General features: G+C 67.4%; 19 protein-coding genes. 12 read left to right on the forward strand and 7 right to left on the reverse strand.

The window, feature by feature from the left end:
• Positions 1-5 precede the first annotated feature (5 nt).
• Positions 6-1,886, reverse strand: a complete 1,881-nt coding sequence (locus IBX18_RS04540) for an ABC transporter ATP-binding protein (RefSeq protein WP_194832434.1) — start codon at positions 1,884-1,886, stop codon at positions 6-8.
• A 237-nt stretch (positions 1,887-2,123) separates the two neighbouring features.
• Here IBX18_RS04540 and IBX18_RS04545 point away from each other — a divergent pair, with 237 nt between their 5' ends.
• Positions 2,124-4,946, forward strand: a complete 2,823-nt coding sequence (locus IBX18_RS04545) for an FAD-binding and (Fe-S)-binding domain-containing protein (protein WP_194832743.1) — start codon at positions 2,124-2,126, stop codon at positions 4,944-4,946.
• Between the two features lie 362 nt (positions 4,947-5,308).
• Positions 5,309-6,256: a DNA-3-methyladenine glycosylase gene (locus tag IBX18_RS04550; RefSeq protein ID WP_194832744.1), complete on the forward strand. Its 948-nt coding sequence runs from the start codon at positions 5,309-5,311 to the stop codon at positions 6,254-6,256.
• Between the two features lie 16 nt (positions 6,257-6,272).
• On the opposite strand, the gene IBX18_RS04555 is transcribed toward IBX18_RS04550, so the two are convergent.
• Complete coding sequence (locus IBX18_RS04555; RefSeq protein ID WP_147132935.1) at positions 6,273-6,989, reverse strand: TetR/AcrR family transcriptional regulator; 717 nt, start codon at positions 6,987-6,989, stop codon at positions 6,273-6,275.
• A 126-nt stretch (positions 6,990-7,115) separates the two neighbouring features.
• On the opposite strand from IBX18_RS04555, the gene IBX18_RS04560 reads away from it, so the two are divergent.
• On the forward strand, positions 7,116-8,627 hold the full coding sequence (locus IBX18_RS04560; RefSeq protein WP_194832435.1) for an MFS transporter: 1,512 nt from the start codon (positions 7,116-7,118) through the stop codon (positions 8,625-8,627).
• A 68-nt stretch (positions 8,628-8,695) separates the two neighbouring features.
• Here the strand turns inward: IBX18_RS04560 and IBX18_RS04565 are convergent, their stop codons facing one another.
• Both IBX18_RS04565 and IBX18_RS04570 read right to left on the reverse strand, forming a co-directional pair.
• Positions 8,696-9,691: an oxidoreductase gene (locus tag IBX18_RS04565; protein WP_194832436.1), complete on the reverse strand. Its 996-nt coding sequence runs from the start codon at positions 9,689-9,691 to the stop codon at positions 8,696-8,698.
• Positions 9,692-9,757: 66 nt separating this feature from the next.
• A complete protein-coding gene (locus tag IBX18_RS04570) occupies positions 9,758-10,828 on the reverse strand; it encodes a DNA polymerase IV (protein ID WP_194832437.1) in 1,071 nt (356 codons plus the stop codon).
• 128 nt (positions 10,829-10,956) lie between these two features.
• Between IBX18_RS04570 and IBX18_RS04575 the strand changes: the two genes are divergently transcribed.
• The 4 genes from IBX18_RS04575 (at position 10,957) to IBX18_RS04590 (ending at position 13,525) form a co-directional block, all read left to right on the forward strand.
• On the forward strand, positions 10,957-11,562 hold the full coding sequence (locus IBX18_RS04575; protein WP_194832438.1) for a DUF1707 domain-containing protein: 606 nt from the start codon (positions 10,957-10,959) through the stop codon (positions 11,560-11,562).
• A gap of 60 nt (positions 11,563-11,622) precedes the next feature.
• Positions 11,623-12,177: a TetR/AcrR family transcriptional regulator gene (locus IBX18_RS04580; protein WP_194832439.1), complete on the forward strand. Its 555-nt coding sequence runs from the start codon at positions 11,623-11,625 to the stop codon at positions 12,175-12,177.
• A 55-nt stretch (positions 12,178-12,232) separates the two neighbouring features.
• Entirely contained in the window at positions 12,233-12,673 is a 441-nt protein-coding gene (locus tag IBX18_RS04585) for a PaaI family thioesterase (protein WP_194832440.1), read from the forward strand.
• A 69-nt stretch (positions 12,674-12,742) separates the two neighbouring features.
• Positions 12,743-13,525 (forward strand): alpha/beta hydrolase, encoded by a 783-nt coding sequence (locus tag IBX18_RS04590; protein ID WP_306796129.1) that lies wholly within the window; start codon positions 12,743-12,745, stop codon positions 13,523-13,525.
• A gap of 62 nt (positions 13,526-13,587) precedes the next feature.
• On the opposite strand, the gene lon is transcribed toward IBX18_RS04590, so the two are convergent.
• The gene (lon, locus tag IBX18_RS04595; protein WP_373889166.1) at positions 13,588-15,948 is read right to left on the reverse strand and encodes an endopeptidase La; all 2,361 of its coding nucleotides are present in this window, start codon (positions 15,946-15,948) and stop codon (positions 13,588-13,590) included.
• Positions 15,949-16,595: 647 nt separating this feature from the next.
• Here lon and IBX18_RS04600 point away from each other — a divergent pair.
• The 3 genes from IBX18_RS04600 to IBX18_RS04610 are packed head-to-tail and all read left to right on the forward strand — an operon-like array spanning position 16,596 to position 20,427.
• Positions 16,596-19,490 (forward strand): hypothetical protein, encoded by a 2,895-nt coding sequence (locus IBX18_RS04600; RefSeq protein WP_194832784.1) that lies wholly within the window; start codon positions 16,596-16,598, stop codon positions 19,488-19,490.
• Positions 19,468-19,998 (forward strand): hypothetical protein, encoded by a 531-nt coding sequence (locus IBX18_RS04605; protein WP_194832441.1) that lies wholly within the window; start codon positions 19,468-19,470, stop codon positions 19,996-19,998. Before IBX18_RS04600 ends, IBX18_RS04605 begins: the two co-directional genes overlap by 23 nt.
• 33 nt (positions 19,999-20,031) lie before the next feature.
• Positions 20,032-20,427: a hypothetical protein gene (locus tag IBX18_RS04610; protein ID WP_194832442.1), complete on the forward strand. Its 396-nt coding sequence runs from the start codon at positions 20,032-20,034 to the stop codon at positions 20,425-20,427.
• An 81-nt stretch (positions 20,428-20,508) separates the two neighbouring features.
• Here the strand turns inward: IBX18_RS04610 and IBX18_RS04615 are convergent, their stop codons facing one another.
• Complete coding sequence (locus IBX18_RS04615; RefSeq protein ID WP_194832443.1) at positions 20,509-21,075, reverse strand: dihydrofolate reductase family protein; 567 nt, start codon at positions 21,073-21,075, stop codon at positions 20,509-20,511.
• 246 nt (positions 21,076-21,321) lie between these two features.
• On the opposite strand from IBX18_RS04615, the gene IBX18_RS04620 reads away from it, so the two are divergent.
• Entirely contained in the window at positions 21,322-21,864 is a 543-nt protein-coding gene (locus IBX18_RS04620; protein WP_194832444.1) for a hypothetical protein, read from the forward strand.
• Entirely contained in the window at positions 21,861-22,904 is a 1,044-nt protein-coding gene (locus IBX18_RS04625) for a PrsW family intramembrane metalloprotease (protein WP_194832445.1), read from the forward strand. The genes IBX18_RS04620 and IBX18_RS04625 overlap by 4 nt, the downstream gene beginning before the upstream one ends.
• Before the next feature lie 4 nt (positions 22,905-22,908).
• Here IBX18_RS04625 and IBX18_RS04630 read toward each other — a convergent pair whose 3' ends face one another.
• Positions 22,909-23,625, reverse strand: coding sequence for a cupin domain-containing protein (locus IBX18_RS04630; RefSeq protein ID WP_306796131.1), 717 nt, complete (start codon positions 23,623-23,625; stop codon positions 22,909-22,911).
• Between the last annotated feature and the right edge of the window lie 153 nt (positions 23,626-23,778).

Genomic DNA, 23,778 nt, shown 5'->3' on the forward strand with positions numbered 1-23,778 from the left:
GACGATCAGGCGGCTACCGTCGCCGGGTCGTCGGCGAACTGGGTGCGGTACAGCTCGGCGTAGCGGCCGTCGGCGGCCAGCAGTTGGGTGTGCGTGCCGCGCTCCACGATCCGGCCGTCCTCCATCACCAGGATCTGGTCGGCCGCGCGGATGGTGGACAGTCGGTGGGCGATCACCAGGGCGGTCCGGCCGGCCAGTGCTTCGGACAGCGCCTCCTGCACCGCGGCTTCCGAGGTCGAGTCCAGCGAGGCCGTCGCCTCGTCCAGGATCACCACGCGCGGCTGCTTGAGCAGTAGACGTGCGATGGTGAGGCGCTGGCGCTCACCGCCGGACAGGCGGTAGCCGCGTTCGCCGACCACGGTGTCCAAGCCGTCCGACAGTGACTCGACCAGGTCGCGTAACCTGGCCCGCTGCAACGCGTCCCAGAGCTCCGACTCCGCCGCCTCCGGCCGGGCGAGCAGCAGGTTCGCGCGGATGGTGTCGTGGAACAGGTGCCCGTCCTGGGTGACCAGGCCGACCGCCGCCCGGATCGACTCGGTGGTCAGCTCGCGCACGTCGGTGCCGTTGAGTCGCACCGCGCCGCTGTCCACGTCGTACAACCTGGAAACCAGCTGCGCCACCGTGGATTTGCCGGCGCCCGACGAGCCGACCAACGCGATGAGCTGGCCGGGCTCGGCCCGCAGCGACACATTGTGCAGCACGTCGACACCGCCGCGGGTGTCCAAGGTCGCGACGTCCTCGAGGGAGGCCAGCGACACCTTGTCGGCGGACGGGTAGCCGAAGGTCACGTCGTCCAGCTCGACCGCGACCGGCCCCTCCGGCACCGGCACCGCGCCGGGGGCGTCCTCGATCAACGGCTTCAGGTCCAGCACCTCGAAGACCCGCTCGAAGCTCACCAGCGCGGCCATGATCTCCATCCGAGCGCTGGCCAGCGCGGTCAGTGGGGTGTAGAGCCTGGTCAGCAGCAGCGACAGGGCGACGACCGCGCCCGCGTCCAGCTGGCCGCGCAGGGCGTACCAGCCGCCGAGTCCGTAGACCAGCGCGATCGCCAGCGCCGACACCAGGGTGAGCGAGGTGACGAAGACGGTCTGCAGCATCGAGGTTCGCACGCCGATGTCGCGTACCCGGCGGGCGCGCACCTCGAACTCGACCGATTCCTGGTGCGGACGGCCGAAGAGCTTCACCAGCGTCGCGCCGGGCGCGGAGAACCGCTCGGTCATCTGGGTGCTCATGGCGGCGTTGAGTTTGGCGGCCTCGCGCTGCATGTCGGCGAGCCGGTTGCCCATGCGCCGGGCGGGCAGCACGAACACCGGCAGCAGGAGCAGCGCGAGCAAGGTGATCTGCCAGGAGATGCTGAGCATCACGGCGAGGGTGAGCGCGAGGGTGACCAGGTTGGCGACCACGCCGGACAGGGTGTCGCTGAACGCGCGCTGCGCGCCGATCACGTCGTTGTTCAACCGGCTGACCAGCGCGCCGGTCCGGGTTCTGGTGAAGAAGGCGATCGGCATCTTCTGCACGTGATCGAAGACCGCGGTGCGCAGATCCAGGATCAAGCCCTCACCGATGCGCGAGGACAACCAGCGGATGATCACGCCGAGCACGGCGTCGAAGACCGCTAGCACACCGATGATCAGGGCAAGAGTGACCACGATCCGTGGGGCCGCACCGCTGACAATGTTGTTGACCACCCGCCCGGCCAGCACCGGCGTCGCCACCGCGAGGAGCGCGGACACGACGCTGAACATCAGGAACACGCCGATCCGGCGCCGGTGTGGCGCGGCGAAGCGCAGAATGCGCCGGGCGGTGGCCATGCTGAACGGCCGCTGCTCCTTGGGCGCGTTGGCCTGCCGGTACATCTGGCTCCAGGCCACCGATTCGATACTCACGTTGTACTGTCCTCTCGCTCCCCACCCATCAAAGCCGTCGGCACCGACACTAAGACCTCAACAAAGGTTCAGAGCAAGTCGATGCCGCCGGATTCCGATTCCGCGCACAGCGAAATGTGCAGGCGATCTCGTACCCTTTCGCCGACCGGCATTCAAAACTGCGAGCCGCACACCCGGCCATTCCAAGGCAGCCTGGGATCGAGCCGCGCTTAGGCTGGCGTGGTGACCAAGGACCGGATGGTGGCGGCGCTGGGGAGCAGGCTCAGCGGTGAGGTCGACGCGTCCGAACGCCGACGGGCGGAGTATTCGTCGGATGCGTCCAACTATTGGGTGCCGCCGCGAGCAGTCGTTTTCCCCCGTACGGACCAGGATGTGGCGATCACATTGGAATTCGCCAGGGACAACGGGCTGTCGGTGACGGCGCGTGGCGGTGGGACCTCGGTCGCGGGCAACGCGATCGGGCCGGGGCTGGTGCTCGACTTCAGCAGGCACATGAACGGCATCCTGGAATTGGATCCGCAGGCACTGGTGGCCCGAGTGCAACCCGGTGTCGTGCTGTCGGAATTGCAGCGTGCGGCCCGGCCGCACGGGCTGCGGTTCGGGCCGGATCCGTCGACGCAGAACCGCTGCACTTTGGGCGGCATGATCGGCAACAACGCCTGTGGCCCGCGCGCGGTCGCCTGGGGTCGCACCTCGGACACGGTGCGGGAGCTGCGGATTCTCGACGGGACGGGCGTCGAGCGAACCCTCGCGCACGACCTGTCGGTGCTGCCGGGTCTCGCCGAGTTCACCCGGGCGCATCTCGCGGTGCTGCGCACCGTCCTGGGTCGTTTCGAACGCCAAGCCTCCGGCTACGGACTGGAACATCTACTGCCCGAACGTGGTTCGGCGGTGGCGAAGGCGTTCGTCGGGTCCGAGGGCACCTGCGGTTTGCTGCTCGACGCGACCGTCGACCTGGTGCCGCTCCCGAAGGCCGCCGTGCTGACGGTGCTCGGCTACCCCGATATCGCCACCGCCGCCGACGATGTCGCCGCCGTGATGGCCTGCAAGCCCACCGCGGTCGAGGGTATCGATGCGCGGCTGGTCGATACGGTCCGTGCCCATCGCGGCACCGTGCCCGAACTGCCGCGCGGCGGCGGCTGGCTGTTCGTGGAGACGACCGGCGACACACCCGCCGAGGCTTTGGCAGGCGCCGAACAGCTGCGCCGGTCGGCCGACGCGCTGGACTCCCGCATTGTCACCGATCCCGCTGCCGCGGCGGCACTCTGGCATATCCGCGCGGACGGCGCGGGCCTGGCCGGCCGCACGCCGGACGGGCAGCCGGCCTGGCCGGGCTGGGAAGACGCGGCGGTGCCGCCGGAACGGCTCGGCGCCTATCTGCGCGATTTCGCCGACCTGACGCGCGCGCACGGCGTGGACGGCTTGCTGTACGGCCACATCGGTGACGGCTGTATCCATGTGCGGCTCGATCTCCCGATCGCCGATGCGCCGCAACGGTTTCGGCGCTTCCTGTTCGACGCGGCGGAACTGGTTGTGCGGCACGGCGGTTCGCTCTCCGGTGAGCACGGGGACGGGCGGGCTCGCTCGGAGTTGCTCGCGCTCATGTACTCCCGACCGGTGCTCGACGTATTCGCCGGGTACAAGGCACTTTTCGATCCGCACGCAGTGCTGAACCCCGGGGTGCTCGTCGCACCGCGACCGGTCGACGCCGACCTGCGACTGGCCAATCTGCCGCTGCTACCTCCGGCGGGGGGTTTCGCCTTCCCGCACGACCACGGCGACCTGAGTACGGCGGTGCACCGCTGTGTCGGTGTCGGCAAGTGTCGTGCTGATACCAGCGCCGCCGGTGGTTTCATGTGCCCGTCCTATTTGGCCACCAAGGACGAGAAGGACAGCACCCGCGGTCGCGCCCGAGTGCTGCAGGAGGTGGTCCGCGGCGCGCTGCCGTGGTCATCCGATGCTGTCGCGGAGTCGCTCGATCTGTGCCTGTCCTGCAAGGCCTGCCGATCCGACTGCCCGGCGGGCGTCGATGTCGCCACCTATAAAGCCGAGGCACTGTATCGCCGATACCGGCACCGCCCGCGACCGCTCGATCACTACTCACTGGGCTGGCTGCCACGCTGGCTGGCGGTGGCGACCCGGATGCCGCGCGCCGCCAACGCACTGGCTGATGTCGCGGTGTTGCGCCGAATCGGGTTGCGCGCGGCCGGTATTGATTCGCGCCGCGAGGTGCCACGGCTGGCGGACCGCAGCTTTCGCCGCATGTGGCGCGACCTCGGCGGCGTAGTCGCACCTGCGATGCAGCATCAACCGGAGGACAGCGTAGAGACGGCCGAGACCCCGGAAACCGAGGGGGACCGGCCCGAGGTGATGCTGTGGATCGACACCTTCACCGATGCCTTCGACCCCGAGATAGCCCTGGCCGCAGCGCAATTGGTGCAGTCGCTCGGCTACCGCGTGCGCATCCCCGCCCGCCGCGTGTGCTGCGGACTCACCTGGATCAGCACCGGTCAGCTCGACGGTGCCCGCGCGCGGCTGCGCGGCACGCTGGACGCGCTGGCCGAGCACGTGCGCGCCGGCGGCATCGTGGTCGGGCTGGAACCGTCCTGCACCGCGGTACTGCGGTCGGATCTGCCCGAACTGCTACCGGAGGATCCGCGCGCGGCGGCCACGGCGCGGGCCGTGCGCACGCTCGCGGAGTTCCTGAGCGAACAACCGAACTGGCGGCCACCGCTATTACCCGGACGAACAGTGGTGGTTCAGCCGCATTGTCACCATCATGCGACGCTCGGCTTCGCGGCCGATCGCCAGTTGTTAACCACAATGGGAATGAATGTGACTGAGGTCACCGGATGTTGCGGTCTCGCGGGAAACTTCGGAATGCAGCGCGACCATTACGACATTTCGGTTGCGGTGGCCGAGAACGGTCTGCTGCCCGCGCTGCGGGCCGCCGAGGAGGCCGCCGTTTTCCTGGCGGACGGCTTCTCCTGCCGGACTCAGGCGGCGCAATTGGCGGGTCGCCGGAGCCGCCATCTGGCCCAATTCCTGTTGGAGCCGTGAGGCTTTCGCGCACTCGCCGGACGCGCGGCCCCGGCGAGTACGCGGGCCGGGTCAGCTGCCGAAGGGCAGGGTGCCCGGCGGAATCTGATAACCCGAACTACCTGCGGAAACACCGCCCCAGGCGGCGAGCAACCAGTTGAGCAAGTTGGTGATCATTCGATACCTCCATGTGGCGACTGCCAGCTGTTTGCCGATCGGAACCAATATCGCCACGTCCATTCTTCGTGTTACAAAATACCGGGGACCTGCGGTCATGCGCATTCGGTATCGAATAGCGGTGAATTCCGTTGTCCGCGAAGACCTTCTCGACCGATCACGGACTGGCCGCATTCCACGCGGATGCCATCGGGCAGAATGAGCCGATGCGTAGCGCGATGGTCGAGCCGGTAGGTGATCCGACCGGTCAGACCAGAACCGTGACGTCCGACCGTCCGATCGACCTGGCGTGCACGATCGCGCCGCTGCGCCGCGGCCCGGGCGATCCGTGCCACCAGACCACCCGCGACGGCGCGCACTGGCACGCCTCCCGCATGTCGTCGGGGCCGGTCACCTACCGGCTGACCCAGGCCGGGCCGTGCGCGGTGAAGGGCAACGCCTGGGGGCCCGGTGCCGAGGAGTTCCTCGACGGGCTCGACCACATGCTGTGCCTGGACGAGGACCTGGACGGCTTCGTCCCGGATCATCCGAAGCTGGTCGAGGCACATCGCCGCTTCCCCGGTTTGCGGATGCTGCGCACCGGTCTGGTGTTCGAGGCGCTGGTGCCCGCGGTGCTCGAGCAGAAGGTGCACACCATCTCGGCGCGCAGTTCGTGGCGAAAGCTGGTGCGGCAGTTCGGTGATCCGGCCCCGGGGCCGGCACCGGAGGGCCTGCGGCTGCCACCCGATGCCGATACCTGGCGGCGGGTGCCGTCCTGGGCCTTCCATCGGGCCAATGTCGGTCCGCAGCGGGCGCAGACGATCGTGCGGGCCGCGCGGGTGGCGAGCTCACTGGAACGGGCGGCGGGTGTCGACCCGGCCGAGGCCGCCCGCAGGCTCCGGACGATCGCCGGGATCGGCGAGTGGACCGCCGCCGAGACCGCGCAGCGCGCGTTCGGTGACGCGGACGCGTTGTCGGTCGGCGACTTCCACCTCGCGGCCATCATCGGCTGGACCTTGCTGGGCCACCCGATCGACGACGACACGATGGTCGAGTACCTGGCACCGCTTCGGCCGCACCGGTATCGGGCGGTCCGGCTGCTGGAGATCAGCGGTCAGGCACACAAGCCTAAGTTCGGACCGCGGACGCCGCTCACCGATCACACCTGGCACTGAGCGCGTCGACCTGGCGTCAGCCGCGGCGGGCGTCGAGCCCGTCCAGCAGGCGGTCCAGGCCGTAGCGGAACTTCCGATCACGGCGCTCGCTCGGGTCGGCGTCCCAATTCTCCTGCTGCGCCCTCGGATAGTTCCTGGCCGCCGCCTCGGCCGCGGGTCGCAGCGCGGCGACGAACTCCTGCTCCGTTTGCCCGGAGCGGACGAGTAGCGCCAGCCAGGCCGCCTCGCTGATGCCCATTCCGACGACGTAACTCATCACCGCACTGAGCGCCTCGTCGGTCTCCGCCGACGGAAACCCGCCTGCCTCGAACAGGCCGACCAGGCCGTCGTTGAGCCGCATGACATTCGGCCCCAGGTAGGACAGCCCCACCTGACCCAGCGTCGACGCCATCCACGGGTGCCGCAGGATCATCCCGCGCAGGCTTTGCGCGCACTCCTCGGTGGCCGCGCGCCACGCCGTCGGATCGGCGAGCTCGGGCACCCTGATCTCGCCGTACACCTCGTCGACGACCAGCTCGATGAGCTCGTCGCGATTGGCGACGTGCCGGTACAGCGAGGTGGCACCCGCGTTCAGCCGGGCCCCGAGCTGACGCATGGTGAGCGCCTCCATGCCCTCGGCGTCCAGCAGGGCGACGGCCTCGGCCACGATCTGTTCCCTGGTCAGCGCGGGCTGCTCCCTGCCCTTGCGTGGACGGGTCCACACCGATCCGACCTGCTGTTTCTCGACGGCCACGTCGACTCCTTTCCGTTGACCTCAGCGTAGCGCACAACGTTCGCACTTGCGAACGGCTGAAACGTATGCGTACATTGTTCGCAACAACAGAACGTTGTACGCAACGCCGTGAGAAGAGAGCTTCCGATGAATCCGATCGAGACCCGCAATCCGAAGCGCTGGTGGATTCTGATCGTGCTGTGCCTCAGCACGCTGGTCCTGGTCATCGACAATTTCGTGCTGGCCGTGGCGGTGCCGCCGCTGGCCGAGGACCTGAACGCCAGCGCCCAGGACATCCAGTGGATCCTGGATTCCTACATCCTGGTTTTCGCCGGACTGCTGCTCACCTCGGGCAGCCTGGCCGACCGGTTCGGCAGGCGCCGGGTGATGATCATCGGCCTGGCCTTGTTCGGACTGGCCTCACTCGGCGCGACGCTGGCGTCGAGTCCGATCGAGCTGATCGTGGCCCGCACCGTGATGGGTGTCGGTGGCGCACTGGTACTTCCGAGCACGTTGTCGATCCTGATCACCGTGTTCGACGATCAGGAGCGCCGCAAGGCGATGAGTTTCTGGAGCGCCGCCTCGGTGCTCGGACTGGTCGGCGGGCCGGTGCTCGGCGGCGTGCTGATCGCGCACTTCTGGTGGGGCGCCGCGTTTTTGATCAATATTCCGGTCGCGATCGTGGCCATCGTCGCCGCGATAGTGCTGATGCCGGAGTCCAAGGGGCCGTGGACCGCGCCCGACGTGCCCGGCGCGGTGCTGTCCATGGTCGGCATGACCGCGCTGGTGTGGACCATCATCGAATTCCCCAAGGGCGGTTTCGATCACGCGTCCACGCTGAGCACGCTGGCCATCGCGATCGTCAGTCTCGTCGCGTTCATCGTGTGGGAGAAGCGCGTCGAACACCCGATGGTCCCGCTCGATCTCTTCCGCAACCGTGACTTCACCGGCGGCAGCCTGTCGCTCACCCTGGTCCAGGTCGCCAACGGTGGTCTGCTGCTCGTGCTCACCCAGTACCTGCAGTTCGTGCTCGGCTACTCGCCGACCAAGGCGGGGCTGGCGTTCATTCCGATGATGGTGGCCTCCATCGCGTTCAACGGACTCGGCGCGAGTCTGGGCAACAAGGTCGGCAACCGCACCCTCGCCGTCACCGGCATGCTGGTCTCGGCCGTCGGCCTCGGCCTGCTGGCCGGTCTGGCCGCGGACAGCGGTTTCGGCATGCTCGCACTGGCGCTGGTAATCCTCGGTGCCGGTGCGGGACTGGCGCAGCCCGCGGCCATCGCCGCCCTGATGGGCGCGGTGCCGCGGGAGCAGGCGGGGGTCGGGTCCGCGCTGAACGACACCATTCAGCAGGCGGGCGCCGCACTCGGCATCGCGGTGCTCGGCAGCATCCTGTCCAGCACCTACACCTCCGGCATGCCGGACTCGGCGCCCGAGGCCGCCCGGCATTCGATCGGTGACGCGCTGGCGCTGGCCGCGCGCACCGGCGACACCGCCTTGTTCGGCACCGCACGGGAGGCGTTCACCGACGCCATGTCGGTCAGCTTCCTCGCCGGCGGTGTGGGCATCCTGGCCGGCGCGGTGGTGGCCCTGGTCGTCATGCGCAACAAGAAGAACGCGACGGTGGACGCGTTGGACGAGGTGGCACTCGTCGATTAGGACAACGAGAAAGACCGGCTCGACTACTCGTCGAGCCGGTCTTTTCGCATGAATCGCGTTCTATCCGTTCAGAATTCGCCGAGAACGTTGAAGACGGTGCGGCCGCTGTGGCTGCCGTGCTGGATGGTGTGCAGCACCTCGGCGGCGTCGGTGATGGACGCGAAATGGGTGAGCGACGAGAGATGTTGCGGGCGCAGCTCGTTCGCGAGGCGGCCCCACAGCTCACGGCGCTTCTCGATCGGCAGGAAAACGGAATCGATGCCGAGCAGGTTGACACCGCGCAGGATGAACGGCAGCACCGTGGTGGGCAGACCGGGGCCGCCGGTCAGACCGCTGACCGCGACCGCGCCGCCGTAACCGGTGGTGCTGAGCACATAGGCGAGCGACTTGCCGCCGACGCTGTCGACCGCGGCGGCCCAGCGGGCCTTGTTCAGCGGTCGCGGCTTCGCGTCGGGGTCCTCCGGCAGGCGGCCGATCACCTCGTTGGCGCCGATTTCGGCGAGCAGCTCGCCCGCGTCGGTCTTGCCGGTGGAGGCGATGACCTCGTAACCGAGGCCGGACAGGATGTCGATGCTCACGCTGCCGACGCCGCCGGTCGCGCCGGTGACCAGCACCGCGCCCGTCTCCGGGGTGATGCCGTGGTCGAGCAGGGCCTGAACGCTCAGTCCGGCGGTGAAGCCCGCGGTGCCGAGCGCGGCGGCGTCGCTCGGGCTCAGGCCGTCGAGCTTCACCACCCAGTCGGCGGGCACCCTGGCGTACTCGGCGAAGCCGCCGTGGTGCGAGACGCCGATGTCGTAACCGTGCGCCACCACCAGGTCGCCGGGTGCGAAATCGTCGTCCTCGGACGACACCACCTCGCCGGTGATATCGATGCCGGGGATGATCGGATACTTGCGCACCACCCCGCCACCGGGCGTGATCGCCAGCCCGTCCTTGTAGTTCGCGCTGGAGAAATGCACCTTGATCGTCACCTCGCCGGGCCCGAGGAAATCCTCCCCGACCTCCTGCTTGGTCAGCACGATCCCGCTGTCCGATTCATGCGCCACCATCGCCCAGAACTCCATGCGACGAGCATACGAGCGTCCGCCCGCGTCCGCGCGGCTCCCGACGTCCGCGCCGGAGTGGGCGCTCTACTCGGGGACGAGTTCGAGGCGGACGCCCAGCAGGCGGATCGGGCGGTCGAGCGGGAAGCGGTCGATGATGCGCAGGGCGGTGTCGGTGATCTCGGCGGGGTCAATGGTGGGCGTCGGCAGTTTCTCCTGCTTGCTGCGGGTGTAGAAGGTGTTGGTGCGGACGGTGACCGAGACCCGGATGCCGACGCGGCCCGCCTCGGCCATCTCCTCGGCCACCTCGGTGGCGAGGCGGGCCACCTGCGCGCGGATGTCGGCGGGGTCGGTGAGGTCGCGGGGGAAGGTCTCGGATTTGCTGCGGCCCACCGGGACCCGGGGTTCGGTGGTGACGTCGGTGTCGCCTTTGCCGTGGCCGAGGACCCAGAGGTAGGGGCCGGTGGTCGGGCCGAATTCGGCGGCGAGGCGCTGCCGGTCGGCGGCCATCAGGTCGGCGACGGTGTGGATGCCGAGGTCGGCGAGGCGGGCGGCGATCCGAGTGCCGATGCCCCACAGGGCATTTGTCGGGCGGTGTGCCATCACCTCGGTCCAGTTCGCGGCGGTGAGGCGGAAGATGCCCGCGGCCGCGCCCGCGTCGGTGGCCGGTCCGGCGTCGGTCTTGCCCGTCGATTTGGCGAAGCCGGTGGCCAGTTTGGCGGTGAGCTTGTTGTCACCGATGCCGATTGCGCAGGTCAACTCCAATTGTTCGATGGCGCTGCGGATTTCGCGGGCGAGCGCCTCCGGATCGGCGGTGTCGGTGGCGAGGAAGGCCTCGTCCCAGCCCCACACCTCGACGCGGCCGGGAAAGGTCCGCAGCAGCGACATGACCTCCTCCGACGCCTCCTCGTAGCTGGCCATGTCCAACGGCAGGAACACCCCCTCCGGACACTTGCGCTGGGCGCTGCGCAGCGCCATCCCGGCCCGCACGCCGAACGCGCGCGCCGGGTAGGACGCGCAGGTCACCACCTTGCGGGGCTCGGCGGGATCGCCGTTGCCGCCGACGATGACCGGCAGGCCGCGCAGCTCCGGGTGCCTGCGGAACTCCACCGCGGCCTGGAACTGATCGAGATCGACATGCAACAGCCACCTGGCCATATGTCCGTCTTACCCCACGGGGGTGACAGACGGCCGCACTTCCGGCTCGATCGGGCGCTGACGGCGGCGTCTCGCACCGCGCAACGCCGTACGATTTCGGGAGAACCACCACAAGGGGGAGCACTCCGATGACCGACCCGCAGGACGAGCGCGCCGCACTGCCCGAGATTCGCGTCGGCCACATCGACCGGGAGATCGCCGCTCGACAGCTGCACCTCGCGGTCGAGGAAGGTCGGCTGGATCTGCTGGAGCTGGATCGACGACTCGTCACCGTCTACTCGGCGCGGACCACCGATGAATTGGTGGCCGTCACGGCGGATCTGCCGGTGGCCGCCGCGGCCCGCGAGCCGATCGAGCTCAGTGTCGGGAGCGGGACGCGCAAGAAGGGCGGGCAGTGGATCGTGCCCGCCGAGATCACCGCCGAATGCACTTCCGGGACCATCATCATCGACTTCTCCCAGGCCTTCTGCCCGCATCGCGAGGTGGTGCTGCACGCGTCGGTCGGCTCCGGCGGCCTCGAGCTGATCGTGCCGCGCGGGTGGATGGTCGACGTGGACCGGGTGCGGGCCAAGAGCGGTGACGTGCGCAGCAAGGTCACCGGGCCGGTGCGGCCCGGTGCGCCGCTGTTGCGCGTGGACGGTCGTGTCGGCTCCGGCACGCTGCTCGCGCGGTATCCGCGGCGACCTCGCCGCTCCTTCCTGGAGTGGTTGCGGGGCAAGCCGCGCCCGGCCTGACTCGACCGCATTGCTGATCCGACCATTGCGCTGCCCGAAAAACAGAACTAAATTCTGGTTATGAAGATTCGAGATCGGTTGCTGTTGGCAGCCGAGCGGCAGTTCGCGGAGCAGGGGGCGCTGGAGGCGACGCTGGCCCAGATCCGCGACGCGGCGGGTGCCAGCGTCGGCGCTCTCTATCACCACTTCCCGGACAAGGCGGACCTGTATCGACAGGTGTGGGCGAACGCGCTCGTCGACTATCAGCAGCACTTCTGGGCAGCGGTCGGCGACAGCGCCGATGCCAGGGAGGGGATCACGGCGGGGGTACGGGAACACCTGCGCTGGGTGGCCGAGAATCAGTACCGGGCAAAGGTTCTCACCTCCGCCCGGCCGCCGGGGGTGCGGGAGAGCGACAGCAATCGCGAGTTCCTGCGCAATGTCGCGCGCTGGTGGCGCACGCACGCCGGATACGGCGCGGTGCGCGATCTGTCGTTCGATCTGGTGTACGCGCTGTGGCTCGGGCCTGCGCAGGAGTACAGCAGGCAGTGGCTCGGCGGCGACATGCTCGCCGCGCCGACCGACGTCGCGGACGACCTCGCGGACGCGGCGTGGCTCGCATTGCGCGCAGCCTGAAAATCGCTTCACCCCAACGACTATCGCGCGTCAACGCGCGAACGAAGGACAGCTGATGACCGCGACCATCGATATCGACCTCGCCAAGAAGGTCCTCGCCGCGCAACCCTTCGCCGAGCTGGTCGGCACCGAGATCGCCGAATTCGGCGACGGCACAGTCACCCTGGTGATCCCCATCCGCCCCGAACTCGGCCAGCAGTTCGGCTTCGTGCACGGCGGCGTGCTGTCCTACGCGGCCGACAACGCGCTCACCTTCGCCGCGGGCACCGCGCTCGGCCCGAACGTGCTGACCGGCGGCTTCACCATCACCTACCTGCGCCCCGCCGCAGGTCAGCGGCTACGCGCCGTCGCCACCGTCACCGGAGCCACCCGCCGCCAAGCCGTGGTCCGCTGCGAGATCTATGCCGAGGATGCCGACAGCGAGCCGGTGCTGTGCGCGGTCGCGCAGGGCACGACACGGTCGGTCGAGCGCGACCTCACCGCCGACAATGCCTGAAATACCGCCCCACGCACCGATCAGTTCGACGTCTTCGTCTCGTCTGCACTGGTGACGAAGGGAAGAGCTGTGACAGATTTCGTGACGTCCGCCGACGGAACCCGCATCGCGTTCGACCGATTCGGGCACGGTGCGCCGGTCATCGTGGTGAGCGGGATGTTCTGCGCGCGGCCGATGACGCACGACCTCGCCACCCGGCTCGCGGAGCGGTTCACGGTGCTCAACTACGACCGCCGCGGTCGTGGTGCGAGCGGCGACACCGCACCGTACGCGCCGGACCGGGAGATCGAGGATCTGGCCGCGCTGGTCGACGAACTGGGCGGAAAGGCTGCGGTGTACGGGCATTCGTCCGGGGCCGGCCTCGCACTGCGCGCCGCGGCAGCCGGAGTACCCATCACCCGTCTAGTGCTGCATGAACCGCCCTACGGCGATGGCAGCGACGAAAGCCGAAGGAGCGCACGAGAACTCGCGGAGCAGGTGGGGGCCGCAATCGAACAGCATCGCCCCGCTGAAGCCATCCGGATCTTCCTCACCGCAGCAGGCGCACCGCCGGAGGCGGCCCAGTTCGCCGGTCAGGATCCCGATATGCAGGCGGTCGCCCCGACCATGCCCTATGACCTCGCCATCATGGGCAACGCCGACACCGGTGGCGTGATCCCGCTCGATCTCGTCGGAGCCGTCGAGGTCCCGGTGCTCGTGCTGCTCGGGGACGCGAGCCCGGAGTTCTTCCACCACACCGCCACTCGGCTCACCGAGCTACTGCCCGCGGCCCAGCTCAGCGTGCTGGCTGGCCAAGACCACAGTGCCCCGGCCGAAGTCGTGGCACCGCCGGTGATCTCTTTCCTGAGCTGACCGAAAAGAGCAGCGGCACAGGAAAGGCCGGGCACCTCAGGTGCCCGGCCTGTGCTCCTCCGTCAGGCGGTGGCCGCGAAGGCCCGTCCGTCCAGGGCCGGCTCGGCGACCGGCTCGATGGCGTAGGCCAGGATGTCGGCCACGTCACCGACGGGGCGGACATCCAGTGCGGCAAGCACTTCGGCCGGGACGTCGTCCAGGTCCGGCTCGTTGCGGGCCGGGATGAACACCGTCTTCAAGCCGGCCCGCTGCGCGGCGAGCAGCTTCTGCTTGACGCCGCCGATCGGCAGCACCCGCCCGTTCAGCGTGACCTCACCGGTCATGCCGACATCGGCGCGCACCTGCCTGCCCAGCGCCAGCGACACCAGGGCGGTGACCATGGTGACGCCCGCCGACGGTCCGTCCTTGGGCACCGCGCCCGCCGGGAAGTGCACGTGGATATTGCGATCCAGCACCGACGGCTCGATGCCGATCTCTTCCAGATGCGAGCGCACGTAGGTCAGCGCGATCTGCGCGGACTCCTTCATCACGTCGCCGAGCTGGCCGGTCAGGGTCAGCGAACGCTCACCCTCCGCGGCATTGGCCTCGATGTAGAGGACGTCGCCGCCGAGACCGGTGACCGCGAGTCCGGTCGCCACACCCGGCACCGCGGTGCGTTCCACCGAGTCGGGGGTGAAGCGCGGACGGCCCAGGTACTCCTTCAGATCGCCCAGGTCGATCGTCAGCGCCTGCTTCGCCACGCTCTCGGACTCGACCAGCGCGTCGTAGCCCAGCTCGGCGTCGTAACCGAGATCCGCTGTGCCCGAATCGGTCCCGACCTCGGACAGGCGAGTCGCGGCCTTGCGCAACGCCTTCGCGATCAACCGCTCCATCTGCCGCACCCCGGCCTCCCGGGTGTAGTTGGCGGCGATCTCGCGCAGCGCCGCGTCGGTGACGGTCACCTCGTCGGTGGTCAGCGCGTTGCGTTCCAGCTGCCTCGGCACCAGGAAGTCGCGGGCGATGTCGACCTTGTCGTCCTCGGTGTAACCGTCCACGGTGATCAGCTCCATCCGGTCCAGCAGCGGGCCGGGGATGGTCTCCATGACATTGGCGGTCGCGATGAACAGCACGTCGGACAGGTCGAGGTCCAGGTCGAGGTAGTGGTCGCGGAACGTGTGGTTCTGCGCCGGATCCAGCACCTCGAGCAGGGCGGCCGCCGGGTCGCCCCGGAAGTCCGAGCCCACCTTGTCGATCTCGTCCAGCAGGACAACGGGATTCATCGAACCCGCCTCCTTGACGGCGCGCACGATCCGGCCGGGCAGCGCGCCGACATAGGTGCGCCGGTGGCCACGGATCTCGGCCTCGTCGCGCACGCCGCCGAGGGCCACCCGGACGAACTTGCGACCCATCGCACGGGCCACGGATTCACCGAGCGAGGTCTTGCCGACGCCGGGCGGACCGACCAGCGCGAGCACCGCGCCCGAGCCGCGTCCACCGACGACCTCCAGTCCACGCGCGGCCCGCCGGGAACGCACCGCCAGGTACTCGACCATGCGGTCCTTGACCTCGTCCAGGCCGTGGTGATCGGCGTCCAGCACCGCGCGGGCGGCCGAGACGTCGGTGCTGTCGGTGGTGCGCACCGTCCACGGCAGCTCGAGCACCGTGTCGAGCCAGGTCCGGATCCAGCCGGATTCCGGGCTCTGATCGCTGGCCCGTTCCAGCCTGCCGACCTCGCGCAGCGCCTCCGCGCGCACGTTGTCCGGCAGGTCGGCCTGCTCGACCCTGGTGCGGTAGTCGTCGGCACCGTCCGGCTCGTCCTCGCCGAGTTCCTTGCGGATCGCGTTGAGCTGCTGGCGCAGCAGGAACTCGCGCTGGCTCTTCTCCAGTCCCTCGCGGACGTCGTCGCTGATCTTCTCGGTGACCTCGGCCTCGGCGATGTGGTCCTTGGTCCACTCGATCAGCGTCTTCAAACGCTGGGTGACGTCCGGGGTTTCCAGCAGTTCACGCTTCTGATCGTCGGTCAGGTACGGCGCGTAACCCGCGGTGTCGGCGATCGCCGACGGGTCGCTCAGCTGATTGACCGCGTCGATGATCTGCCAGGCTTCGCGGCGCTGCAGCACCGAGACGACCAGCTTCTTGTATTCGGCGGCCAGCTCTTTCGTCCGGCCGTCCGGGGTGGGAACCTCGACCGGCTCCGCCTCGACCCACAGCGCGGCACCCGGCCCGGTCACCCCGTGCCCGATCTTCGCCCGCCGTTCGGCCTTCAGCACGGCCGCCGGCGCGCCGCCGCGCATCCGGCCGACCTGTTCGATGGTGGCGGCCACGCCGTAGGTGGCGTAGCCCTCGGTCAGCCGCGGCGCGAGCAGCACGGCATCGGTCTTCGCGGCGCGCGCGGCGTCGATGGCGGCCTGCGCCGATTCGTCCAGTTCGATGGGCACGACCATGCCCGGCAGCACGATCGGATCGGTCAGGAACAGCACCGGCAGGTTCTGTGGTGTAGTCACGTGTTCGACCCTTCCAAAAGTTGAGCGATACCAACTCAACCCCACCCCCACCCCCTTTGTTCCGAACTTTCCCAACGTTCGCTGTGGGCGAAGTCGCCGATCTTGCACGGTCGCCCGGGCCAGTTTTGCCACCTACGGGCGAAGTGCGGCCCGACCCCGCCTACCTCCACCTGGTCCAATAGTTCGCCGGCGCGAGACTGGTCGTTTCAAGCGCCCAGCACGCGCGTTGACAATCTGGTTCGCTTAGGTGAAGCTCTACGCAGCGCCATAGCTGCGCCTTCATCCGGAAATCTCCGGAACAAACTGCCTGGCAATGGGTTTCACATTGCCGTTCCGCTGCCTCCGTGTGCGCCCTCGAACCCTCCTGGACAGGGCCGTGCGCGTCGAAGCACCGCTCATCTACCGATTTCACGGACCCGAGCCTGGGGAGGCTCGGGAATTCTTCGTGCCCAGCCTCGGAAGGTCTCCGATCCACATGCCCGGCAAAAATACTGTCGAATCCCGCTACTTCGGTAGCCAAGAGCCGACTGCGGTCTCCGAGAGAATCGCCGTCGGCCAGGTCATCTCGCAGGTAGGTGCTGACCACCATGGCTGAGCCGAACGAAAATGGTCAGCCGCCGTCGTGGGTGGCCGCACGCTCGGCATGGTTCGCACGGTTGAACGTCGGCGGTGTCGGTCAGCAGGAGAAGGCTGATTCAAACAGGGGTGGAAGGGTTTTCGACTACTCGGCGATGACGCCGGGTACGGCGGCGCGGCAGCTGACTCGGCTGTGGAACGCAGAACAACTCCTCGTGCAGGCGCCCGATGACGTGGTGCACGCGTCGCCGATCGGTGACCCGCGGCCGTTCGACCCGAAGGATTTGGTAGGTCCTACGCTCCCGCCCGGCACGACGGTCGGTCCGCCGCCCGCGTCGTTGGAGGAGATGATCCGCCAGCAGCAGAATCCGCCGCCGGCCCAGCAACTTCCACCCGCGCAGCAGCCTCCGGCACAGCAGCCACCCGGGCAGCAGCAGCCTGCGGTACCGCAACCGCCGCGAGTCCCGGAACAGCCGTCGGCACAGCAGAACCCGCAGGCACCCGGGCCCACTACGGCACCCCCCGTGCCGGCTGAATCCGACGCCGCGCCGGGCCCCACGCCCGAATCCGAGCTTCCCGATCGGGTGGATCCGTCGTTGCTCCCCACGCTCGCGGGGGTGGGCTTGGGCTATATGTACAACAGCGACGGGACGTTGAAGTCCCGAGCGCAGTTGGCCAACGAGCGAGCCGCGCGTGACCTCATGGATCTGCCCATGGCCATGGCCGAGAACACCACCGGAGTAACCCCGCTGGCCGGCGGCGGCACCCTGGAGAAGACCATCACCTCCACCACCGACGGCTGGGAAGTCGGCTACAACGTCACGCTGTCCAACGGATACACGACCAACACGACCAAGACCGGCACCGACGTCGAGGAACTCGGCGAAGGCAGGACCGCGACGACCCTGTCGTTCCAGGAGGCTCAAAAACAAGCCCGTGCCGAACTCGGCCGCGTCTCCCAGCAGATGCTCACTCCCGGCCAGCCCCGCCCCGCACCCGGTGAACCCGCATCGGTATTCGCCTCGGGTATCGAACACCTCGGCGACGCCGAACAACTCGTCGAGGCAGTCGAGCGGCTCACCGCAAACCCCAATGCCCCCATCACCGTCATCAAAGACCAGAACGGCCGAATCGCCAGTCTCAGTGTGCTCGGCATCGACGGCAAAGAGCACGTACTGGTCCTCAACGCCGGCAAGGACAGCTACGACCAGGAGAACAAGAAGTACTTCGAGTTCTACCGCCACCCCGACGGCGCGATCACCACCCCGGAGGGGTACAGAATCGTCGAGGTCGGCGGCCAGTTCATCCGCGTCGACGCCAGCGGCGCCCCAGTGGTACCGGACAACCCCTTCGCCAAGGACGCGCAGGTCCTCAGCAACAACGGCGTGCGCACCAACCGCCCACACGGGGCCACCCTGGTGCCGAGCCAGTCGCTGACCACACCGGACTACGGACCGCCACAACCAACTACTGTCGCCCCCTACGACGGTCCCTTGCGCTATCCGGTAACCCCCGCCGCGAACAATTCCTTCTTCGTCGAACTACCGAGCGGAGACAACAGCGCTGTCGCGGCAACCAGCAACAGCCACCTCGCTGCCATCGAGGAAATCCCCGTCCCCCCAGGGGTTTCCGCCACTCGAATGTACAAGGTCCAAGGCGGCGGACTGCTCGTCGAAGACGCCGCCGGCCTGCACTGGGCCACCGACCCCGGCGCCCCACCCACCAGCGATGAAATCGGCAAGAACATCGCCAACGCCATTGCCACAGAGATCATCTGGATAGCAGCAGGCGAAGGCCTCGGCTACGTCGCAGTCCGCGTCGGGGCAAAGGTCCTTCCCAAAATGTTCGGTCGGCTCGGCGGAAAGGCCGACGAGGCTGCGGACGGAGCGATTGTCCCGCCCGCGGCGAACGGGGCTGCCGTTACCACAAATACACAAACTGCGGCGGATTCCGCCGCCGCGACGCGAGCGGCAGCGGTTGACCCGGCAGCCGCCCAGGCAGCAACTGATGCGGCGGCCGCAGCTACTCGGACCACAGCAGCGGAAACAGCAGCTGCCCGGATACCAGCGGCGGAGACGAAGGGTGCTCGGACTGGTGCTACCGAATCCGACGCGACCGTCGCGATCGAGAGCGCAGGCACAAGTCACGGCACCAACAGAACGGTGCAGAACGCTACTTCGACAGGGAGCAACACGGGTTCTGTCGTCATCGATTCCGCGGCTCCACTACATGCCGCAGGCATCCGCGTAGGTGGTCAGCCATTGGCCAACGACGCGCAAGCGGCGCTAGGTAGAGCCACCGCAGAAGAGTTGGACCAAATTCAACATATTCTGGCTACCCGCGGAGACGATGCAGCTCGACTGCTGGAACAATACGGCCTCAAGGGGCGCAAGGCAGTTGAGCGCGGCGAGAGCCCATATTTCGATGGCGTAGAAGATGTAGGCGATCGGCTGACCACTAGCCTGGCCAATCTCGATGAGGTCCGACGACGTGGTTATCCCTACCTTTTTGAATCCCGACAACATTTCGAGGAGGTCAAATCCGGCATCTTGGCCATGAGTCGCAAGTACGGCGTGGATCCGCAAGATGTACGATTCAAAGTCCAGGGCGGCGCTGTACACAACCCCAATACTGGCGACGTCGATGTCGCACTGATTGTGGATGCGGAAACGTTCAGAAAATATAGCGAACAGTTCATACGAGAATCCACAAACCAAAAAGTCCGAAAAACGCTGTTGAAAGATGCGGAAAAGGGTAAATTTACCTACTATCGCTGGGCACCGAGGGAAGTTGGCGAAGACGTGGGCTGGGGTAACCTGGTACACGAATCCCTACCGCCAGGCAAAAAGATTCAGATATCAATAATAAAGGAAGGCAGCGGCTTTGATTTCGGCCCCTATCTATGAAGACAGTGTCGTGGATCGCGTGTGTTACCTCGGCGTCGATTACGCGACGGGGGAGGAGGTGGAGATATCGGAAACGGAAGCCTTGGAGCAGACCATGCGAACCGTGGGCGCCTTCGCCGGTACCAGAATGCTACAGAAAATCAACACTCGCGACAATATTCCGGTGAGTGTAAATTATTTCGATATTACCGATCCCGAGGCAACATTGAAATGGCACAGTAAGAAATTTCCCACTGCTATCGGTCGCGCCTGGAGTGCGTACGAAAGGAGTACCACGGGTGCTCGCCGAGTCGGCTGTTCGGCATCTCCAGGAAGTAGCAAGATCGCCGAGTTGACTATCGAGCTACTGAGCACCGAGGACGAATTACTCTCCGAAGAGAGACAGACACCGGATGGCCGCCTCATCGAGCGCGTAGAGTACAGCTATGACGGGGATGGGGAAATTTCCGAGACACGCGTTTATGACTCCGGCAACACACTGATCCAAGTCGACCGCCATGATGAGTGAAGAACATGATTTGCGATCGGCGCGGTCTCGTCCGTGAGCGATCCGGCATTCGATATTCAGGACGCCAATGCGATTCTCATGTCGATTTGCGAACTCATCATTTCGAACCCCGCTTATCAGGAAGTTACCCGGGATTCGTTGACGCTCGTCACGATTCTCGACGACGAGCAGTCGATGTTCGGATACGTCTACACCGATGACGGGAACTGGGTGGCTCGGACTCCGGACGGGACCGACATTCTGCGGATGATGACGGAATTGCGGTCCGCGATGGCGACACCCGGCGAGGGTGACTGGAAATCGTGTCTGATCCAGATCAAGCGGGCAGATATGAGCCTGAGTGTCGATCTGGAATACGACGACGCGAATCGGTGGCGGGTGACTCCGGACAATTTCGAGGAGATGGTCGAGGAGTTGCGGCCTCAGTAGTCGCTGGTGCGAGCGGGAGCGCCCTGTCCGACTCAGCCGGAACATTTATTCCGTCGGGGTCGGACCGGGCCGTCTCCGTGCTCAGGCGCTCTTCGGGGCGTAGTGGAGGGCGGTGATGCCGCAGTCGAAGGGGGTGGCGGCGACGGTGCGGAGGGGTTGGTAGGCGCCGGGGGCGAAGACGGGGAGGCCGGTGCCGATGGCGGTGGGGTTGACGAAGAGGTGGAGTTCGTCGATGAGTTCGGCGGCGATCAGGTTGGCGGCGAGGGTGGCGCCGCCATAGACGATGAGGTCGCCGCCGGGCTGGGACTTGAGGTCGGTGACGGTTTTGACGAGGTCACCGTTGGCGATGGTGGTGTTGGACCAGGGGGAGTCGGTGAGGGTGTTGGAGAAGACGATCTTGGGGGTGTTGTTCATCCAGTCGATGGTTTCCTGGTCCTCGCCGTCGGCCTCGGTGCGGTTGGCCCAGACCGGGATGAAACCCTCGGCGAGGTTGCGGCCGAGAACGATGGTGTCGACCGAGTCCATCACGTTCTTGATGTAGGCGCCGACGTCGTCGGTCCAGGGGAAGGTCATCCAGTCCATTTCGCCGTTCGGGCCGCCCATGTAACCGTCGGCGGTGGTCTGGACCTGGAGCTTGAGCTTGCGCATGAGGTGCTTCCTTTCGAGGGGCGAGTCCGGTTCCGAACCCGCCGTGCTGGTGTGTCTCTACTGTGCTGGAACCGGTTTACGGATTGTTTACGGTCTGCTGCGTATCCGCACAAACGGGGCATTCGGGACGGCCGGGTTCCCGGGCAAACAGTACGTACTGGCTTACCGTGGAGGCGACTGCACCGCTGGTCGGCGGCAGTTTCTCGCCTAGAGCGCGCCATCGAGTGAGAACGCCGAGGGGAGCACATGAGCCAGCCGATCCGCACCGGCAACGACTGGAAGCCAGCCGGGGTGGTGCTCGCGGTGGTCGCGGCACTGATCGTCGTCCCCTCGGTCGTCGCCGCGCTCGTGCCGGTCAGGGAGACCGCGGTCGCCCCGGACAGCGAGATCGAATTGACCGCGCCGGGAGCGGAACCGGACACCGTCGGCTTCGGCGGGGTAGCCGGCTGGCAGCGCAGACCGACCGGCGACCAGACGACCGCCGTGCTCATCGCGCCGAATGGTTCGCGACTCGCGGTCAGCGTGATCGACGGGGTCACGAACTTCCCCGAAGCCGCCGAGTGGCGACGAAAAGTGCTGGGCGTGCAGGGTTTCGACGCCTACTTCGACGGCGGCGAGGTCAAGACACCGAACGGCTTCAGCGGCCCGACCTGCCGCGGTGCCGACAAGGCGGGGGTCTGCGCCATTCTCGGCAACGACAATCTGGCGGTCACCCTGGTGCTCATCGGTGACGACGCCACGTTGCCGGAATTGGCTCCGGTGCTCGAGTCACTGAAGGTGCGCCGATGAGCTGGTTCCAGCCGAAATCAGCGCTGTGGTGGGTGTATTGCCTGACTTCACTACTCGGCGTGGTCGGGTTGGTGTTCCAGTTGGCTCCGGTTGCCGCGCTGACCTGGCGCGACATCCTGGTCGGCCTGCCGTTCACACTGGCGACCCTGGTCGTATTCGGCTGGCTGGTCCTGCATTTGGATCGGCTCCGCGCACACCGGCGGATCACGATACCCCTCCTCATGGGTTTTGCCTGGGGTGCGCTGGCGGGCCCCGGCATCGCCCTGTTCGCCAACGACCACAACATGCGCATCATCCAGAACCTGGCCGGTGACGCGTTCGCCATGGATTGGCAGGCCCCGATTTCCGCCGCGATCGTGGAGGAGGCAATCAAAGGGGTCGGCGTCTTCGCCGTCGCGTGGCTCGGCAAGCCACTGCTGAATCGGCCGATCCATGGGCTGCTGCTCGGCGGCTGCACCGGCCTCGGCTTCCAGGTGGTCGAGAACATCACCTACTCGGCCAACGCCGGATTGCTTTCGGCGCAAGACAATCCGGCGAACGCGGTGCTGGTCGGCTTCGTGCGGCTGCTCACCGGGATCACCTCGCACTGGATGCTCACCGCCCTGGCGGGTATCGGCATCGTGCTCGCGGTGGCACGCGCGGACTGGCCGATCAGGCGGCGCGCGCAGGTCTTCGTCCAGTGCTATCTGCTCGGTGCCGCACTGCATTTCGGCTGGGACGCGCCGAGCCCGGCGAGCATCCCGGTCGGCTCGATCGCGGCGCGCACGATTCTGTACATCCTGATCTTCGCCGTCGTCTACACCTGGGTGCTGCGCACCGAACGGCAATGGTTCCGCGCGGTGGTGGGCTGGGCGGTAACCCGGGGGATCGCACCGGCAGGCGAACTCAGCACCTTGATTTCCCGGCAGAGCAGGCGTCGAGCCCGCAACGCGGAACGGCTGGGTGGTAATTACCACCGTCGCAACCTGCTGCGCAGGCAGCGCACGCTGCTCGACTGGGTCCAGGAGACCGGCGCGCGATCCGGTATCCGCGTGCCCTGACCCACTACGTGCGTTTGGTGATCACCACCGGCTTCACCTCGGTGGGGACCGCACCGAACGCCGCGACCGGCACCCCGAACGCGGCGGCCAGTATTTCGCGGGGCAGCGAATTCACCGTGGCGACAATGCCGATGTCGTCGTTGGGTTCCTGGGCGCTGGTATTGAAGACCACCAGCACCTGCAGCGGTTGCTCGGTGCTCGAGTTGGCGAAGTAGTGGAAGAAGCCCTGCGGCACGAACACCAGATCGCCCTGCTTCGCCTCGAAGGCGTCGTTGCGATAGGTGCCGTCGGGGTGGGTGCCCAGAATCGTCCAGTCCGCCGTGCCGGAGATGATGTAGTTGAGCTCCCACGCCGTCGGATGCCAGTGCGGCTCGCGCAGTCCGCCGATCTCGAGTTCGACGTAGTACACCGACGCCTGCTGACCCGTCAGCACCGGGAAGGTGCCCTCGTGGGCGCCGCGCAAGGTGCCGCCGTCGTATCGGTTCGGCTCGGCCGAGGTGAGCCGGAACAGATGCGCCTCGGTGTCGAGCTTCGCACTCGCGTCCGACGCGGGCGTCGCGCTGCCGTGCTCGGCCCTGGCCGCCCCGCCCACCGTCGCGGCGAGCGCCCCACCGAGCGCCGCGCCACCGAGCGCCGCGCCGGTGCCGATCACCCGGCGCCTGCTCAGCCGGGCCTCGTCATCGTCGGCCGGTAGGTCTTCGGGCACTGGCTTTTCGGACACGCGACCTCCTGCGACGTCGGCGGTCCGCGACCGCGCGAAGGGGATGTCATGCTCACGCCCAGGTCCGGCTCGGGCGCGCTCATGGTAGCCCCGCGATGTGATCGCAACCCCTATCCCGCGCCGCGTTGACACTCGCTCCGGCGCAATGACAAT

It is taken from the genome of Nocardia sp. XZ_19_369 (assembly GCF_015355715.1).
Taxonomy (GTDB): Bacteria; Actinomycetota; Actinomycetes; order Mycobacteriales; family Mycobacteriaceae; genus Nocardia.